General features: G+C 71.5%; 13 protein-coding genes. 11 read left to right on the top strand and 2 right to left on the bottom strand.

Going from position 1 to position 17,228, the window contains the following annotated elements; translation table 11 throughout:
- Nucleotides 1-368 precede the first annotated feature (368 nt).
- A complete protein-coding gene (locus tag ACFWN2_RS03905; protein ID WP_382424754.1) occupies nt 369-572 on the bottom strand; it encodes a hypothetical protein in 204 nt (67 codons plus the stop codon).
- Nucleotides 573-1,590: 1,018 nt separating this feature from the next.
- Here ACFWN2_RS03905 and ACFWN2_RS03900 point away from each other — a divergent pair.
- Genes ACFWN2_RS03900 through ACFWN2_RS03860 form a run of 9 tightly spaced genes read left to right on the top strand, consistent with a single transcriptional unit; the run spans nt 1,591 to nt 12,192 of the window.
- The gene (locus ACFWN2_RS03900) at nt 1,591-3,492 is read left to right on the top strand and encodes a DUF4157 domain-containing protein (RefSeq protein WP_382424753.1); all 1,902 of its coding nucleotides are present in this window, start codon (nt 1,591-1,593) and stop codon (nt 3,490-3,492) included.
- Between the two features lie 14 nt (nt 3,493-3,506).
- On the top strand, nt 3,507-3,962 hold the full coding sequence (locus tag ACFWN2_RS03895) for a phage tail protein (protein ID WP_382424752.1): 456 nt from the start codon (nt 3,507-3,509) through the stop codon (nt 3,960-3,962).
- A 25-nt stretch (nt 3,963-3,987) separates the two neighbouring features.
- A complete protein-coding gene (locus ACFWN2_RS03890) occupies nt 3,988-4,458 on the top strand; it encodes a phage tail protein (RefSeq protein WP_382424751.1) in 471 nt (156 codons plus the stop codon).
- Nucleotides 4,455-5,324 (top strand): hypothetical protein, encoded by an 870-nt coding sequence (locus ACFWN2_RS03885; RefSeq protein WP_382424750.1) that lies wholly within the window; start codon nt 4,455-4,457, stop codon nt 5,322-5,324. Before ACFWN2_RS03890 ends, ACFWN2_RS03885 begins: the two co-directional genes overlap by 4 nt.
- The gene (locus ACFWN2_RS03880) at nt 5,321-7,774 is read left to right on the top strand and encodes a phage baseplate assembly protein V (RefSeq protein ID WP_382424749.1); all 2,454 of its coding nucleotides are present in this window, start codon (nt 5,321-5,323) and stop codon (nt 7,772-7,774) included. Before ACFWN2_RS03885 ends, ACFWN2_RS03880 begins: the two co-directional genes overlap by 4 nt.
- 11 nt (nt 7,775-7,785) lie before the next feature.
- On the top strand, nt 7,786-8,193 hold the full coding sequence (locus tag ACFWN2_RS03875) for a GPW/gp25 family protein (RefSeq protein WP_382424748.1): 408 nt from the start codon (nt 7,786-7,788) through the stop codon (nt 8,191-8,193).
- A complete protein-coding gene (locus ACFWN2_RS03870) occupies nt 8,193-10,148 on the top strand; it encodes a putative baseplate assembly protein (protein WP_382424747.1) in 1,956 nt (651 codons plus the stop codon). The genes ACFWN2_RS03875 and ACFWN2_RS03870 overlap by 1 nt, the downstream gene beginning before the upstream one ends.
- On the top strand, nt 10,145-10,693 hold the full coding sequence (locus tag ACFWN2_RS03865; RefSeq protein WP_382424746.1) for a phage tail protein: 549 nt from the start codon (nt 10,145-10,147) through the stop codon (nt 10,691-10,693). Before ACFWN2_RS03870 ends, ACFWN2_RS03865 begins: the two co-directional genes overlap by 4 nt.
- Nucleotides 10,690-12,192: an NADase-type glycan-binding domain-containing protein gene (locus ACFWN2_RS03860; protein ID WP_382424745.1), complete on the top strand. Its 1,503-nt coding sequence runs from the start codon at nt 10,690-10,692 to the stop codon at nt 12,190-12,192. The genes ACFWN2_RS03865 and ACFWN2_RS03860 overlap by 4 nt, the downstream gene beginning before the upstream one ends.
- A gap of 10 nt (nt 12,193-12,202) precedes the next feature.
- Here the strand turns inward: ACFWN2_RS03860 and ACFWN2_RS03855 are convergent, their stop codons facing one another.
- The gene (locus ACFWN2_RS03855) at nt 12,203-14,920 is read right to left on the bottom strand and encodes a BTAD domain-containing putative transcriptional regulator (protein ID WP_382424744.1); all 2,718 of its coding nucleotides are present in this window, start codon (nt 14,918-14,920) and stop codon (nt 12,203-12,205) included.
- Nucleotides 14,921-15,101: 181 nt separating this feature from the next.
- Between ACFWN2_RS03855 and ACFWN2_RS03850 the strand changes: the two genes are divergently transcribed.
- Nucleotides 15,102-16,349, top strand: coding sequence for a mobile sperm domain-containing protein (locus ACFWN2_RS03850; protein ID WP_382424743.1), 1,248 nt, complete (start codon nt 15,102-15,104; stop codon nt 16,347-16,349).
- 103 nt (nt 16,350-16,452) lie between these two features.
- Nucleotides 16,453-17,076 (top strand): LuxR C-terminal-related transcriptional regulator, encoded by a 624-nt coding sequence (locus tag ACFWN2_RS03845; protein WP_382424742.1) that lies wholly within the window; start codon nt 16,453-16,455, stop codon nt 17,074-17,076.
- Nucleotides 17,077-17,228: the final 152 nt, after the last annotated feature.

Raw genomic sequence — 17,228 nt, 5'->3', positions numbered from 1 at the left:
CCCGGCGACGACGTCCTCCCGGAGAAGTCGCCCGCAGCACTTCCAGCCGCTGCCGCACCGGTTGCGGCCGGTTCACCCGCGGTCGCCCCGGCGTCGGCTCCTCCCCAGCGCACGGCACAGGACGGCGGCGCGGCCCTTCCGTCGCCGGAGGTCGTCGTCGACGCACCCCTTGTCCCTGCGCAGGAGGCGCTGCCCGAGCCCGTGGCGCCGCGATCGCTGGCCGTCCGGTCCGGGAGCCTGCCCGCCACGCCGTTGACCACCTCGTCACCGCAGGTCCTCGACGACGCCGTCGCCCCGGCAGCGCCGTGGACCCCTTCGGAGTTCATGCACCGCGCCTACCGGGAGAAGGACCGGTTGCTGGACAACCTCTACCGCGAGACCAACGGCGAGTCACGCCCTGCGCCCACCGTGCGGAAGGTGACGCACCAGCAGGACGCGGACCTCCCGTCGCAGCCCTGGGCACCCGAGCCGGCTTCGCACGCGGTGGCGGCGGTCGCTGAGGACGTCGGCACCGGCTCCACGTTCTCCGCCCCGGTGACCTCGGCACCGGGGCTGCCCGTCGGTGTCGTCATGGACGAGCTTCCGCAGCACCTGGCGAGCAGCGCGCCCGTGCCTCCGGTGCGCGGTGAGGGCTCTCCGCTTCTCGCGCAGCAGACCGCCGCTCCATTTCCCCAACGCCGGGCGACGCTTGCCGAGGCACGGAGGCGAGGGCTGGGTGGCCGGAGCCCCTTTCCCCTCCCGGTCGAGCCCGCGGGCCCGGTGCCCGTTCCGGTGGCAGCCCCAGTGGCTGTTCCCGTGGCAGACCCAGTGCCTCTTCCCGAGGCAGACCCAGTGCCTGGCTCCGAGACAGACCCAGCGCCCGTTTCCGTCGCGATCCCAGCGCCTGCGCCCGTGCCAGCCCCGACGCCCGTTGCCGTGGCAACTCCAGCGCCCCATCCCGTCGCAGCCCCGACACCCGTTGCCGCGGCGGCTCCAGCGCCCCCTCCCGTCGCGGCCCCGACACCTGTTCCCGTGGCAGCCCCAACGCCCGTTCCCATAGAAGCCCCGACACCCGTTGCCGTGGCAGCCCCGGCGCCCGCTCGCGTCGCAGCTCCAGTGCCCGTTGCCGCGACAGACCCGGCGCCCCTTCCCGTCGCAACCCCAGCCCCCGTCCCCGTCGCAGCCCCGGCGTCCGCTCGCGTCGCAACCCCACCACCCGTTGCCGCCACAGACTTAGCGCCCATCCCCGTCACAGCCCCAGCACCCGCTCCCGTGGTAGCCCCAGTGCGCGGTCTCGCGACGGACCCGGCGCCCGATGCAACTGCTGTTCCGGCGGCTGATCCAGCCGGCGAGAACGCCAACCGATCGCCGCTACCCCTGGCGCACCCGGAAGTCCTCCGTGTCCCCCCGTCTCCCACCACCGCGACTCCCACCGCGATCCCCGCTGCGGAGAGCGCTGAGGAAACGTCTCCCCAGCCGCTCGACGCCGAGACCGTCGCCCCGGCCGGGACCACGTTCCTCGGCTCGGTTGCCGAGGAACCGGTCCCCCTCGTGGATCACGTCCCGAGTCCTGCGCTTCCCGAGGCCCGGTCACACATCGAAGGTCCCCTGGTGGAACAGGAAGCGGAGGAGCCGGATGATTCCGCCGCTCCCGCGCTCCTGCACGCGCCGGTGAGAGAGCGCACTCCACGTGGTACCGGCGAGCCCGTCGTCGCGGCCGCCGACCCGGTCTACACGACCGGGGAGAACGTCCAAGCTCCTGACAGCGACGACGGAGTACCGCGTCGCGCCGACGCTGCCGCGTTCACCGGCGCACAGGTTTTCGGCGCCTCACCCGAAACGGACGAGCACGAACCCTCTGATTCCTCACCACTGGTGCACCCCTCGTTGCCGGCACGGGTGGAGTCCCGACCCGCCGGCGGTGACCACGACGGCCCGGTCGAGGAGCAGCCCTCACCGGCGAAGGCCGTTCCGCTGGAGGCCCCCACCGTGATCCACGTGGGCGAGACCGCTGAGGAGCTCCTGCCCGGTGACTCGCCGACGTTCGACAACGCCGGTGCGACGACACCACGGGCGGCGAACACGACCGGAAAGCGTGTCGGGGACGAGACGGGTCCGGCTGACACAGGCACGGCGACGAATCCGGACTCAACGACCACTCCTCCCGTGGCACCGCCCGCGTCCTTCACCGAGCAGCCCGCACCACCGCAACGGACCACCGCCCTTCCCCTGCGGCACAACGCTCCCGTGTCGATCGCCAATGCGCTCGTGCGTGAAGAGCAGGTCACCTCGGTCGTCGGGCAGGACGGTGAGGCGGGGGAACGGCGCGACGGACCCGCGGGCGAGTCGCTCCGCGCGCTTCTCCCGGCCGGTGGCACGGCAGAGGTGGCCCGACACCGGTCTCCCGTGTCTGCGGCGGTGCCCACGACGAGTTCACAGCTCGGGTTCGAGTCCACACAGGACGGTCCAGAGGTGCGCGAGGCCATCCGCTGGTGGCAGGAACGACCTGTTCGTCCAGCACCTCCGGCGGCAGTCCGCTTCGGCGCTCCCGCCAGGAGCACGGGGACTGCGGCGGTGTCGTCCCGATCCGCGATCACCTCGCCCCTTCCCAGGGCGAGTGCCCAGTTCGCACCCGGACGCCGGGATCGGCCGGGCGGGCCGTCCGGCATCGCTCTCGCGGTCGAGGAACAGGTACCGCGCTCCGTCGCGGAGCCGGTCTCGCGCGCGCTCGGCGTGGAGGTGGGTGACCTGCCGGTGCGCAGGGGTGCCGACGCGTCACGGACGGCGAGGGAGCTGGACGTGCGCGGTTACACCGACGGCGCGGTGATGCACGTCCCCGGGGAGGCCGGTGCGCTCGACGGGACGGAGGCGGCGCCGCTCGTGGCGCACGAGCTCACCCACGTCTTCCAGCAACGCCATTTCGGTGGAGCGCTGCCCGACCGGTCCTCGGCGGTGGGTCAGGAGCTCGAACAGGACGCCGTGCGGATCGAGGACTGGGTGTCGGGTGGCGCCACCGGAGCACCGCCCGTCCTTCTGCACCCCGTCGTCGCGACGTCTCCAGCACCTCCGGAGGACTTGCGGGCCGCAGCGTCCTGGCAGGCAGGTCCCGAAGAACCGCAGATGGCGGAACAGGTGCGGCGCGCGCTGGAGGAGGCGAATGCTCAGGACGCGGCCGGTGAGCCGTCGTTCCAGCGGCGTGAGGCGGCCTCGCTGCTCTCCCTGTACCAGCAGGTGGAGCGAGACGCGGAGAACGCCGCTCACCGCGACGACGGCACAACGGACGAGAACGGCGGAAGACGTCTCGGCACACCGTCCGAAGTGGACGAGGAGGGACTGCTGGAACGACTGGCGGAGGTGCTCGCCGACGAACCTCCCCGCCGGTGGTTCGACCTGGACGACGTCGACGAGTTCGAGGAGCTGGCGAACAGGATCTACAACCAGCTCTCGGCCCGCCTCCGGTTCGACATGCTCGTCGAACGGGAGCGTTCCGGCCGCCTGATGGACTTCGGCTGAAAGTGGGTACCACCATGACGGACAAGCTGTCCCTGGCACACGGGATGTCTCATCGGTTCGCCGTCACGGCGGGCGCGCACGACCTCGGTTCGTGGTCGAAGGTCGCCGGGCTGGCGGTGAAGTGGGACGTCGCCGAGTACCGGCGGGGCAACTCGGACCAGGTGGTCCGGTTCGCGGCGATACCCCGGTACGAACAGGTCAAGCTCAGCCGTGCCGCGGACGCCGCCGGCGCGGCGGCCGTCCAGACGTGGCTGGCCGACGTCCAGGCGCGCGGAGGGGTGCCGGAGGAGGGAGCCGTCGAGATGTCGACCTCGGGCGGGATCCCCGTCGCGGTGTGGAACCTGCGGGAGATGTTCCCCGTGGGCTGGCAGATCAGCGAGTTCGACGCGACGTCGAGCAAGGTGGCCGTGGAGACGCTGACGATCGTCCACGGTGGATTCCTCGCTCCCGGACAGCAGGCCTCCCGGTGAACGCGGCGGCAGAGCGGGGCACGGCATGAGTGACATCGGCGCACGCCCGGTCATGGGCATGTCCATGCGGTTCAACGTGATCGTGGGAGGGGTGAGCCTCGGCGACTGGGCGTCCTGCGCGGGACTCAAGGTGGACGCCAAGCTGCACAAGGCGCACGACCCCGGGCAGTACGGCTACCAGCGGATCCTGTTCGCGGACGTGGACTACAAGCCGATCAGGCTCAGACGCGCGATCGACTCGTCGTCGGCGCAGGTGCTGAGCTGGTTGCGCGGCAAGTGGTCCCCCTACGGCCAGCCCGGCGCGCTGCCCTCCATCGCCAGGGGTTTCCTGGGGGACGACGCGACCATCCAGCTGCTGGACTCCGAGTGGCAGGTCGTCACGTCCTGGGAGCTGCGCAACGTCTACCCCGTCTCGTGGACCGGCCCCGACCTCGAAGCGGACAAGGGCGGGATCGCGAAGGAAACGCTCGAACTGGCGCACGAGGGGTTCCTGTGATCAAGATGCCCGGCGGCCGGGCGATCTCCGACGTCACCAACCTCCTCGGGCTGGTGAGCGGCAACGCCAAGGCGACACTCGTCCCCGAGTCCGGTGGGTGGCCGGTGGTGTTCTCCCTCAACCCCACCGACGTCAGCCTCAAGAAGAAGAACAACACCGAGGGCAACCGCGCGGTCGTCACGCACAGCTTCCAGGACGCGTTGAAGGGCACCAGCAACATCCGGCTGGAGCTCTCGGGCGCGCAGGTGGTCGGTGCGGGGACGACGCAGATGGCCGTGGACCAGCTCATCTCCTGGGCCACGCCGGTGCGGATCAGCGCCGCGACGGCGCTGGAGCTCGGATCGTTCACCGCCGCGGAGGACCTGGCGAACAGTGTCTTCGCGAAGGCGGAGGCGCTGAAGGCGCAGGCGACCGGCGGGGCGGCGGAGTCCGCGACGAAGAACCCCTTCAAGGAGATGGCCTCCAGGCCGGTGTTCTACCGGTTGCCGGTCCTGCTGTTCAGCTGGGGCATCGTGGGTCCGATGGGGCGCAACGCCAAGGTGGCTCTGGAGAACGTCAAGGTCAAGTACAAGCGCTTCGACGAGTACGGCGTGCCGGTGTGGGCGAGTTTCGACCTGACGCTGGTCGAGTACACGGCGCCGAAACCCCGGACCAACCCGACCTCCGGCGGGGTTCCCGGACGGACCAGGCACGTGGTCTGCCAGGGCGAGAACGTCGTGCAGATCGCCAACCGCGTCTACGGCAGTCCCCACGCCTGGCGCAAGGTCGCCGAGGCGAACGCCCTGGACGACCCGCTGCGGGTGAAACCGGGCCGCGCCCTGGCGTTGCCGCCGGCGAACGAGACCTCCGAAGGGCAGGGACGATGACCGAGCCGGTGGAGACCGTCGCCAACGGTGAGGCGACCGGTCGCGCGAGCGTGGCGGTGGGCGGAACGCCTCTGCGGGAGGAGGTGTCGGCGCGGCTGCTGCGCACGGTGGTGGACAACGACGCGCACCTGCCCGGCATGTTCGAGCTGACCTTCCTCGACCCGGACGGCTCCACGCTCGGCCAGGCGGGGCTGTCGATCGGCGCGCCCGTGGAGATCGGCGGCGCCGGCCCGTCCGGCGAGCCCCTGGTGCTGATCAGCGGTGAGGTCACTTCCGTGGAAGGCCTCCTGGCCGGGATGACGATGCGCACCGTGGTCCGCGGCTACACCAGGGAACACCGGCTCCAGCGGGCGAAGCGGAGCCGCAGCTTCGTCAACGTCACCGACTCCGACGTGGCGCTGCAGATCGCGGCGCAGGCCGGGTTGACCCCGGGGGACGTGGTCACGAGCACCGTCACGCACGCCTATCTCGCCCAGGTGAACCAGACCGACTGGGACTTCCTCGACGGCAGGGCAAGGGAGATCGGCTACGAGTTCGGCGTCGCGGCGGGGGTGTTCCACTTCCGGCCGGTCGCGGGCGGTGCCTCGGCCGGGTCACGCCCGGTCGAGGTGCCCTACCCCGACAAGCTGATCAGCTTCCGCCCGCGGATCACGGCGGGGAACCTCACCCCGGACGTCGAGGTGCGCACCTGGGATCCGTTGGCGCGCAAGGCCGTGAGCCAGGTCGTGGCCGCGCCGGGTGGTGGCGAGCACTCACCGGGTTCACTGGGGCGGATGTTCGCCGCGTCCGGCGGGCCGGCGGGTGTGGCGAACGGGCTCGCGTCGGCGGTGACGTCGGCCGTGACGTCAGCGGTCACGGGTGGGCTGTCGTCAGTGGTGAACGACATCGGGTCCGCGGCGTCGTCGGTGGTCAACGAGGTCGGTGCCGCGGTGTCGTCGGTGGGAGGAATGCTCGGCTCACCGGTCGGCGACCTCGGCCCGGTCCCGAGCCCGACCGCGAACGTCCAGGTGGGCAAGCCCTTCGCCTCCGTGACCACCATGCCGGTCAACGGTCCCGTGGTCGCGAACGCGTGGGGCACGGACGCCGGCAGCACCTTCGCCGAGGCGGAGGGCGAGGTGAAGGGCAACGCCGCGATCCAGCCCGGTGCCTGGATCGAGGTCTCCGGCGTGCAGAGCGTCTTCGCCGGGTCGTGGCGGGTGTCCAGGGCCAGGCACGTGTTCGACGAGTCGGAGCACGGCTACCGGGTGATCTTCTCCGCGCACGGCCGGCAGGACCGTTCGGTGGTGGGACTCGCTTCGCGGGGTGCGTCCGGCGGCGGTGAGAGGTCCGTGCTCGACAGCGTGGTGTGCGGGGTGGTCGCCGACTGCGCCGATCCGCTGGGCAAGGGACGGGTGAAGGTCACGCTTCCCTGGCTCTCCCCCGAGTTCGAGACCGACTGGGCACCGAACGTGCAGTTCGCCTCGGGACAGCGCACGGGAGCGAGCTTCCTGCCGGAGGTGGGCGACGAGGTGCTGGTGGCGTTCGAGTTCGGGGACGTGCGCCGCCCGTACGTGCTCGGCGGAATGATCAACAACCTGACGACGTGGAACGTCGCGTCCTCGGGTCCGGTCATGGCAGGCGGTCCGTTCGCGGTCGCGGCGGCCGCGGGAGTGCAGTCCGGTGATCTCAGCAGCTTCATGTCGCCCCTGGGCGGCGGCCTGGGCAGCACGGGAAGCCCGCTGCCCGGGATGCCCGGCCTGGACGACCTCGGAAGCGTTCCCGGCATGCCCGACGTGCCGGACCTGCCCGCGGTGCCGGGCATGCCGGGAACGGACGTCCCCTCCCAGGCGGGTTCCGTCGTGACCCCAGGGCTCCTGAGCGAGGTCCACCACCGCGGTTTCGTGTCCAGCACAGGCAACTCGCTGCTGTTCTACGACGTCCCGATGCCACTGGGCGCAACCCCTTCCGGTGGCGCGGGAGGCGGTGCCGGCGCGATGGCGAGCGGACTCGCCGGCGCCGCCTTCGACATCGGCATGGGCGCCGCCACGTCCGGCAGTCCCCTGGGCGGCGGCGCGGGCCTGGACGCGATCGGCTCGATCGCGGACGGGGTCGGCGCCGGTCTCGGCTCGGGAGGGCCCGGCGGTCCCCCGTCCCCCGGTATCGGCGCGCTCGCCTCGGCGGCCCGTCTCGGCAGCCAGAACGGGGAGATCGGCCTGACCGTCGACCAGGTCAACGCCGGCGTGAGCATCAACGCCCAACTGGTGCCGGGCGTGTCGGTGTGCCCGATGCCGAGCGTGTCCATCACAGCCCAGAACGGCCTGGTCTACCTGGGAGCGGGCGAAAGCGGCGCCACCGTGGTCAACGCCGGCACCGCGATGGGCATCGTCGCCCAGGGAACGATCACGCTCACCGCCGAGACCGTGAACATCGTCGGCCTGCTGACGGTCAACGGCCTCCCCATCCCGCTCTGACGGAGGTACTGGTGATCGACGACGAGTTCGTCGGACGAGGCTGGGCGTTCCCGCTGGACGTCACCGCCAACGGCACCATCGCCACGATCGGTGGCCCCAGGAAGCTGGAGCAGGCGATGGCGCTGGTCCTGCGCACGTACCCGGGAGAACGGCCCTTCCGGCCCGCCTTCGGTTCGAAGCTGCGCGACTTCACCTTCGAGGGCGCATCGGTCGACGTGCTCGCCGCCATCGAACGCGAGGTCAGGACCTCCCTCGACCTCTGGGAACCGCGCGTGACCGTCTCGGACGTGATCGTGCGGTCGGACCCGGACGAGCCGAGCCTGCTGCTGATCGAGATCACCTACCAGGTGAAGGGGGAGAACGACGAGCGCAACCTCGTCCACCCCTTCTACACGATTCCCGAGGAGGGCGACTACTGATGGTGCTTCCCGCGCCCACTCTGGACGACCGGCGGTTCCAGGAGTTCGTGGACGACGCCAAGCGCTTCGTGATGCGCCGCTGTCCTGAATGGACGGACCACAACGTGTCCGACCCCGGCGTCACCCTCATCGAGGTGTTCGCCTTCATGACCGAGCAGCTGTGCTACCGGCTCAACAGGGTCCCGGACCGGCTCTACGTCAAGTTCCTCGAACTGCTGGGACTGCGGATGTTCCCGCCGACGCCGGCGGAGGTCCCGATCACCTTCTGGCTGTCCACACCCGCGCGCTCGCCCCTGGTGATCAGGCGCGGCACCACGGTGTCCACGACGCGCACGGAGAGCGAGGCCGCGATCGTCTTCTCCACGGCCGAGGACCTCGCGGTGAGCCCGACGTCCATCAGCGCCGTGCGGCGGGTCAGGAAGTCGGGTGTGGGCAGTGAGAACCAGACGACGGCCGTCGAGATCGGGCAGGAGTTCGAGGCGTTCAGCGAACCTCCCGAACTCGGCGACACCCTGCTCGTCGGCCTGCTCGACCCGGCTCCCTCCTGCGCGGTGCGCATCGACTTCGACGGCGCGATCTCCGGTGTCGGCGTGAACCCGTTGCACCCGCCGATCGTCTGGGAGGCGTGGACGGGCGACGGCTGGGCCGAGTGCGACCTGACCACTGACGAGACGGCGGGTCTCAACCGCCCCGGCCGGATCGTCGTGCACCTGCCGGAGGGGCACGAGGCCAGCGTCATCGACGAGCAGCGCGCGGGCTGGCTGAGGATCCGGGTGGTCGAACCCCTTGCGGGACAACCGTCCTACAGCTCGACCCCCGTCGTCCGCTCCCTGCACGCCGGAACCGTCGGCGCGACGGCCCGAGCGGTGCACGGGGAGATCGTCGAGTTCGAGGAGCTGGGAGAGTCGGAAGGCGTTCCGGGGCAACGGCTGGGGCTGTCCCGCTCTCCCGTGCTGGCGGGATCGCACTCCGCGATCGTGGAGGTCTCCGACGGCGACGGCTGGCAGGAGTGGACCGCCGTCGACGACTTCTCCGCGAGTGGCGCGGACGACCGGCACTTCGTCATCGACTGGGTCTCCGGCGAGATCGCCTTCGGTCCCGCCGTGCGCGTCGAGGACGGTTCACTGCGGCGCCACGGCGCGGTTCCGCCGCAGGGAGCCAGGATCAGGGCACGGCGGTACTACCACGGCGGAGGGAGCCGGGGGAACGTCGCCCGGTTCGCCATCGACACGCTGAAGGCGTCCATCCCGTTCGTCTCGGGGGTGACCAACCTCCGGCCGGCGTCCGGAGGGGTCGACGGGGAGACGCTCGCCGAGGCCAAGTCGCGGGGACCGATCATGCTGCGCACCCGCAGCCGCGCCGTCACGGCGGAGGACTACGAGGCGATCTCCAGGGAAGCCGCGCCGGAGGCCGCGCGGATCCACTGCGTGACGGCCGGGGAGGACGACGTCCCGCACGGGGCGGTGAAGGTGCTCGTGGTCCCGGCGGCGGCGCACCGGTCGGGCGAACTGCTGTTCGCCGACCTCGTTCCCGCACCCGCGACCCTGGAACGGATCGCCGGCCGGCTCGACGAGGTCCGCCTCGTCGGCACCAGGGTCCTGGTCGAACCACCGCGTTACCGCGGCGTCACCGCGGTCACGCGGCTGGTGGCCCGCCCCCGGCTCGACACCGAGGAGATCCGCGCCCGCGCGCTCGACGCGCTCTACGGGTACCTCAACCCGCTCACCGGCGGCCCGGAGGGCACCGGCTGGCCGTTCGGGAGGCGGGTGACGCACGGGGAGGTCTTCGCGGTGCTGCAGGGAGTGCGCGGCGTCGACATCGTCGAGGACGTCCGCCTCTACGGCGCGAACCCCGTCACCGGCGAACGCGGGGTGGAGACGATGCTGCTCCCCGTCGGCACCGGCGGACTCGTGTTCTCCTACGACCACCAGGTGCGCGTGGAGGAGTCGAGATGACCTCGTCACCCGTCACCGTCCGTGAGACGCTCCCGAGCCCCTACCCCTTGATCGACTTCCTGCCGGCGGTGTTCGCGGAGAGCACCTTCGCCGTGCGGTGGACCGCCGGTTTCGACGACCTGCTCGCACCGTTGATCAGCACCATCGACTGCGTCGACGCCTACATCGATCCGCTGCTCGCGCCCGAGGAGTTCGTGCGCTGGCTGTCCAGCTGGTTCGGCGTCCTGCTCGACGAGAGCTGGCCGATGACCGCACAGCGGGCGGTGGTCGCGGAGGCCGTCGACCTGTTCCGGATGCGCGGCACGATCGCCGGACTGCGCCGGCACCTCACCGTCGTCGTCGACGGCGAGGTGGACATCTTCGAGAGCGGCGGCACGTCGTGGTCGGTGCGACCGCGACCGGAGCCGCCGACGGACGTGGAGCACTGGGTCAGCGTCGTGGTCAGGCCGCGCGACCCGCGCGCGCTGTCGGAGGAGGCCGTCGCCGCGGTGATCCGCGCGGCGAAACCGGTCCACGTCGCCCACACCCTGCAGGTGATCCGATGATCGTCTGCAGGATGTGCGGGAACCACAACGGCGACGCCGACGCGTTCTGCGGTGACTGCGGCCGCTTCCTGGAGTGGAACGGCGAGAAGGTCGCGCCTCCGCCCGAGGTGATCGTCGTGGTCGAGGAGCCGCCTCCGGTCGTGGAGGAGAAGCTCACCTGGTGGCAGCGCGTGCGCCGCCGGGTCGCCTCGTGGTTGCCCGAACGGGTGCGCGTGGAGCCCGCGCGCACCGGCGCGGCCGCCGTGGCGACGTGGACGTCGGAGGCCGAGCCTCCGCCTCCCGCCACCCCGCCTCCCGCTCCGCCGGGTGGGCCACCGCCACCGCCTGGCGGGCCGCCACCTCCACCGCGCCCTCCCGGTGCGGCGGCGCCGCCACCTCCGCCGGGGGCGAAACCACCGCCACCACCGGGGGCGACGCCACCAGCACCGCCGGCACCGCCGGGAGCGAAGCCGCCGGGAGCGGCACCACCGCCTCCCCCCGGTGCGCCGGCGCCCCCGCCTGCGACGAGCGCACCCCCTCCCGGCGCAGCCACCCCTCCCCCGCCGCCACCCGGAGCCGCCTCCAACACCCCACCACCAGCCGGTGAGGACCGGTCACGCCCGGACGCCGATCTCGTGGCGTCGCTGGCGAAGCCGGTGGAGGGGCGTGCCGAAGCGCGGGACGAGGCGACCCCGGAGCTGCTGCCCGCACCGGCCGTGCGCAAGACGCGCGCGATCGTCCGGACGAAGCCGAGTCGCCGCCTGGAACCCGACGACCTGGTGTGCGCGGTCTGCGGTGAGGGCAACTCGCCGAGCCGCCACTTCTGCAGCCGATGCGGTGAGTCCCTCGCCGACGCCGGGGTCGTCAGGCTCGTGTGGTGGCGCCGGCTCTTCCGCCGCCGCACCAAGCGGTACGCGCTGGGCACCCGGCCCGGTGCGAAGGGCACCAGGAGCCACCGGTCCTGGGTCGTGAAGATGACCTTCAGGCGGGTCCGGGCGACGCTGGTGCTCGTCGGCCTCCTGCTGACACTGGTCTACGCGCTCTACCCGCCGTTCCGCACGACGATCATCGACAACACCAGGGCGCTGTACCGGAAGGTGGTTCCCACGCTCGATCCCGTGCGGCCGTCCACGGTCTCCTCGCTCACCGCCCTGCCGGACCACGACCCCAAGCTGCTCGTGGACACCTACAACGACACCTACTGGATGTCCGAGCTGGGAGGCGGCAAGCCCAAGATCACGGTCCGGTTCGACGAGAGCTTCCTGCTCCGGGCGGTCATCATCCACTCCGGTGCCCACCAGAACTTCAGCGAGAACGGCCGTCCCTCCATCCTCCGGCTCACCTACAACACGGGGAAGTCCGAGAACGTCCTGCCCGTGGACACGAGGGGCAGCCAGACGCTGGAACTGAAGAACGCCACTCTCGTCACGTCGGTCACGATCGAGGTGGTCGACGTGTACAGCGGGACCGAGCGGCAGACGGTCGCCATCAGCGAGCTGGAGTTCTTCGCGTTGAAGTAGTGCCGGTGGCTCAGCCCTCCGCGACCAGGTCCTGGTAGGTGCGCCAGGCGCGGAGGGCACCGTCGGGGTGACCCGCGCGACGGCGGGCCTCCGACAGCAGCGACCACAGCCTGTGGTCGAGCTCGTCCACGGCCAGTGCGCGCTCGCACACACCGATGGCCGCGGCGGGATCGCCCCCGTCGAGTTCCAGGCGTGCCAGGGCGGCGGCCACGCCACAGGCCTCGCCCCGCAGGGTCTCGCGCCGGGTCAGCACCCACTCGGCGTCGCCCTCGTCGGCCAGGTACTCGCCCCGGTGCAGGTCGAGCACGGTCACCACGATCGCCCTGGCCGCGGCCGAGGCGACGTTGCGCGGCCGGGACCTCCACTGCCGCATGGCACTCTCGAACTCGGTCACGTCGGTGACGGACCCGCTGGGCAGCCTCAACAGGTAGGAGGAGCCCCGCCGGGCTATCTCGGCGCCGGGGACCCGGTCCCTCAGGTGGGTGCGCAGGCTCGAGACCGCCACCTGGAGACGGCGCTTCGCCGACCTCTGCGGCGTGTCCGGCCAGATGACCGCGATGAGGCGTTCCTCGTGCAGCGGCTGACCCGCGTGGGCGGCGAGCACGCGCAGCACGCGGCGGGCCTGGGCGCGCAGCCCGCCCAGGCCCAGGGCCACACCGCCCACCGTCAGCTCGAACCCGCCGAAGCACCGGACGGACACGGCCCGTTCCCCGGCCTGTCCCGCCGCGGGTGCGAGCACCGGCCGGGCTGGGCGGTGGGGACGCCGCAGGAGGTCGACGATCACCCGGCAGTTGTGCCGCTCCATCGCCTCGTCCCACGCCCAGCCGGGACCGGTGCGCCCGAGTTCGGGGTCCTCCGCCTCGATCCGCTCGACGAGATCACCCACCAGGGCGCGCAGCCACATCTCCAGCAGCGGGGCGTCCAGTTGCCGCAGCCGCACGAGCGCCGTCCGCACGACGTCCTGGTCGTGCGGCAGGTCTGCCCGGATCTGCCCGATCAGCAGCAGCCACACCGCGAACAGCGAACCCCACGCGTCGCCCGCCTCCTCGAACTCGGCGAGGACGGCCTGCGCGTCGGCGCAGGCCGCTCCGTCCAGCACCGCCGTGGCGGCGCGCGCGAACCGCGCCAGCCACAGCCAGCCCTCCGCCTCCGCCTCCGCCGCCAGCGCGTGGAACTGGGCCGTGGTCCCGCGACCGTGCAGGGCCGTCTCGACGGTGGTGACCATGATGCGTGCGCCCAGCGAGGTGAACGGGTCGTTGACACCGGCGAGGGGCCGGGCGAGTTCGACGGCCATGTCGGTGCGGCCGTCGACCATCGCGGCGAGCGCCCTCGCCAGCGTCCACACCGGCGTCACCGACGGAACGGTCCGCCCCACCAGGGTCGAGGGCCGGGCGCGCAGGGCCAGCACCAGGCTCCCCAGCACGTCGGTCGCGACCGGGGACGACGGGGGCGTGACGGGAATGTCCGCGAGCCAGTGGGAGAGGTAGGCGCGTTCCTCGGCGCACTGGTCGCGGAGCACACCTTCCGGCAGCCGGGAGACCGCCTCGGTGTAGAGCGCGTGGGCCTCGGGGAAACGCCCCGCCGCGCGCAGCCTGCGCGCTTCCGCCAGCGTCCCCCACGGGTCGGCGAACCGCGGCGCCGGCACCCCGTACTCGTGCGCGATCCGCGCGGCCGTGACCCAGTCCCCCGCCCTCGCGGAGCACCGGTGGGCATCGGACCACCTGCCCGCCTCGCTCAGGATCACGGAGGCCGTCAGGTACGCCTGACTGGTCAGGCGGGTGCCGTACCGTTCCGCCAGGCGCCGCTCCAGCAGTTCCCGCAGAGACGTGTGCAGGCGGTAGGAACCGCTGCCGACCCTGAAGACCATCGACTCCCTCGCGGCCAGTTCCGCGAGCATGTCCCCCGAGTCGTCCCTGCCCAGCAGGACGTCGCACATCGGCCCCTCCAGCAGCCCGAGCGGACTGATGTCGATCATCAGGTCGCGCAGGGGCGCCGGCAGCGGGTCGAGCACCTCCCTGGTCAGGAACTCCCGCAGGCGGTCGGAACCGCTCACCGGGTCGGCGAACACCGCGTCGGCCTGCCCGGCGTCGAGCAGCGAGACGTCCATGCGCAGCAACACGAGGGCGGCGGCGAGCCCGTCGACCCGGCGGCACAACGCCTCCGGGTCCGCGGGCGGGCGGGATCCCGCGGACTCGAAGAGCCGCTCCACCTCGGCGGGGGTGAACCTGAGCTCGTCGAACCCCAGCCGGTGAACGGGCCCCGGCACCTCGGTCAGCCGCAGGTCCCGCACGTCCCTCGTGGTCACGACGAAACGAACCCGTTCCGGTGCCTCGGCGACGAGACGGCCGATCGCGTGCCGATCCGGGGCGTGGGTCAGCGCGTGCACTCCGTCGAGCGCCACGGTCAACGGGTGGTCGAGACGTTCCAGCGCCACCAGAAACGCGTCCACGTCAGCGGTGTCGGACCCGAGGAGACCGCCGAGGACCTGAGGCAGCTCACCGGGCCGCACCGCCGGGCAGTCGACCGCGACGTGGGGAGTCGGTCCGGACGGCTCCGCCAGCAGATGCCTGACGAGCACGGACTTCCCGGCGCCGGCGGGCCCGGTGACGAGCCGCAGACGAGCCGCGTCCGCCTTCACCAGGGCGCTCAGGGCGGCGATGCGGGGAACGGTGCCGCTCACCCTCGACCTCGGGGTGACCTGGGTCAGGCTGACGTGTCTCGGACGCATGGGGAAACGATCTCCCGGATCGTCTGGGACGACACACGGCAAAGTGCCCATAGCAGTCAGCCCGGACCGGGCAGGTCGCACATCGGGCACACTTCGTTGCCCTGGAGTGCCGTTCAACGGTGTCCCGTGGTCGGGCTGTCACGGCGCTGCCCCGGTGCCGGCGGTGCGCCACGCTGTCGGCATGGCAGTGAGCGCCACACTCCGCACGCCCGAGGTCGTGGTGAAGCCCGGCGGCGCCGCCCGGTGCCACGTGGTGGTGCGCAACAACTCGGCGGTCGTCGACCAGTTCGCCTTCTCCGTCAGGGGGACGGTCGCGGACTGGACCCAGGTCAAACCTGCTGTGGCCAACCTGTTGCCACAGCAGGAGGTCAGCGTCGAACTCACCTTCCTGCCCCCGCGGACGCACGAGGTGCCCGCGGGCGAGCACCCCTTCGCGTTGCAGGTCGTGTCCCGCGAGGACCCGGCCGGCTCGGTCGTGCAAGAGGGAATCGTCACCGTTGAGCCGTTCGAGCAAGTGGAGGCGGCCGTCGTTCCGGTCACGTCCACTGGGCGTATGTCCGGGAAGCACACGGTTGCGCTGGACAACCTAGGGAACCACCCGTTCCACGTAGAAGTGTCCTGTGTGGACGATGACGCGCTGTTGTCCTTCCGCGTCTCCCCCGCCCACCCCGAGCTCGCTCCGGGAGCGACGACGTTCGTGCGGGTGCGCGCCCGCCCGCACAAGTACTTCTGGAAGGGTGAGGACAAACACCTGCCCTTCACCATCAGGGTGCTCGTCCCCGACTCGCCCGCGATCGAGATCGACGCCGCCTACGACCAGAGGGCACTGGTCCCCCAACGCTTCTTCTGGCTCATCTCGATCCTGTTCGGCGTCCTGATGCTGCTGGTGATCGTCGTGACGATGATCCTCCGCCAGCGCCCCGCCACCATCGCGGGCCCGGCACCGGTCAGGACCACGTCGGCGACACCGTCCCCGAGCTCCGCCACGACGACCACCGCCACCACCTCGTCCGCTCCGGCGTCTGCGCGCCCGCCCGTCAGCCAGGCCGCGCCGGTGGTGACCCGTTCCACGACGGCGCCGGTCACGTCGGCCTTCACCATCGACACCCAGGCGTTCCCGAACGTCGGCGGAGGTCCCCAGACGTTCTCCTACGTGGTACCCGACGGTCCCCGCAAACGGGTGATGTCGGTGAGGCTGCGCAATCCCGAGGCGGACTCCGGAACTCTCCGGATCCTGCACGGGACCGTCGCCATCGGTGTCGTCGACCTCGCCGTCGTCAACCGGGACGGCAACGCGCCCGTGGTCTTCGTCCCGGACTCCCCGCCCCTGCTGGCTCCCGGCGAACGGGTCAGCCTCGCCGTCTCGTGCACCAACCAGCGGGATCCCTGCACCCCGTCGGGCGAGTTCACGGTCGCCCTCGTCCGCTGAGCCGGCGACGAGCACGACCGGCAGTTTCCCGTGTTGAGCCCATGTTGAGCACGCGCGCCATAGTTGTTGCGCAGCAGGCCATTCGCGGAGCTCAGGAGGACACATGCGCCGGATTCCAGTTCACGTGGCGTCGACCGACCCCATCCTGAAGACCGGCGTGACGGCCCAGTTGCGGTCCTGCCAGGAGGTCGAGCTGGTCACCGGGGCGGACCTCGGCCAGGAGGTCGTGTCGGTCGTGGTCAACGACATCGCCGACGAGAACATCCTGCGCCTGGTCCGCGAGCTCAGGGCGCGCTCGGGCGGCCAGGTGATCCTGGTGCTGTCGGCCATCGACGACGCCGCGCTGCTGGCGGCCATCGAGGCAGGAGCGCGCGGAGTCGTCGCCAGAGCGGAGGCGACCCCCGAACGACTGGTCACCGCGATCACCCAGGCGACCGAGCAGAACGGCGTCCTCTCACCGAGGCTCGTGGGCAGACTGCTGGCACAGGTCAGCCGGCTCCAGCACCAGGTCCTCGCCCCCAAGGGGCTGAAGTTCACCGGACTGTCGGACCGGGAGGCCTCCGTCCTGCGGATGATCGCGCAGGGCATGGAGGTCAAGGAGATCGCGGCGCAGCTGTCCTACTCCGAGCGGACGATCAAGAACGCCCTGCACGACGTCGTGAACCGGTTCCAGCTCCGCAACCGCACGCACGCGGTCGCGTTCGCGCTCAAGGAAGGGCTCATCTGAGGCATTCGGGGGCCCCTCCGTATCTGGACGAACCATTCGTCGTTGCCTGAGTGGAAGTTCCGGCTTCCGCGGACACCTCGGCCATCAGATCTGTTGATGTGCTTCCAGGCCGTGTCCCGGAAGTTCGCCCGCGTCTGTCACCGGACGAACTT

This window comes from Lentzea sp. NPDC058436 (genome assembly GCF_042721515.1).
Lineage (GTDB): Bacteria > Actinomycetota > Actinomycetes > Mycobacteriales > Pseudonocardiaceae > Lentzea.
Note: the sequence above shows the minus strand (reverse complement) of the source record. Positions and strands in the feature narration are given on the sequence as shown.

What these genes read in the sequence shown, in the direction of transcription:
- ACFWN2_RS03865 (WP_382424746.1), top strand. Translation starts at nt 10,145, where the DNA reads ATGACCTCGTCACCCGTCACCGTCCGTGAGACGCTCCCGAGCCCCTAC.
- ACFWN2_RS03845 (WP_382424742.1), top strand. Translation starts at nt 16,453, where the DNA reads ATGCGCCGGATTCCAGTTCACGTGGCGTCGACCGACCCCATCCTGAAG.
- ACFWN2_RS03855 (WP_382424744.1), bottom strand. Translation starts at nt 14,920, where the DNA reads ATGCGTCCGAGACACGTCAGCCTGACCCAGGTCACCCCGAGGTCGAGG.
- ACFWN2_RS03860 (WP_382424745.1), top strand. Translation starts at nt 10,690, where the DNA reads ATGATCGTCTGCAGGATGTGCGGGAACCACAACGGCGACGCCGACGCG.
- ACFWN2_RS03870 (WP_382424747.1), top strand. Translation starts at nt 8,193, where the DNA reads ATGGTGCTTCCCGCGCCCACTCTGGACGACCGGCGGTTCCAGGAGTTC.
- ACFWN2_RS03880 (WP_382424749.1), top strand. Translation starts at nt 5,321, where the DNA reads ATGACCGAGCCGGTGGAGACCGTCGCCAACGGTGAGGCGACCGGTCGC.
- ACFWN2_RS03895 (WP_382424752.1), top strand. Translation starts at nt 3,507, where the DNA reads ATGACGGACAAGCTGTCCCTGGCACACGGGATGTCTCATCGGTTCGCC.
- ACFWN2_RS03850 (WP_382424743.1), top strand. Translation starts at nt 15,102, where the DNA reads ATGGCAGTGAGCGCCACACTCCGCACGCCCGAGGTCGTGGTGAAGCCC.
- ACFWN2_RS03905 (WP_382424754.1), bottom strand. Translation starts at nt 572, where the DNA reads ATGACGACACCGACGGGCAGCCCCGGTGCCGAGGTCACCGGGGCGGAG.
- ACFWN2_RS03890 (WP_382424751.1), top strand. Translation starts at nt 3,988, where the DNA reads ATGAGTGACATCGGCGCACGCCCGGTCATGGGCATGTCCATGCGGTTC.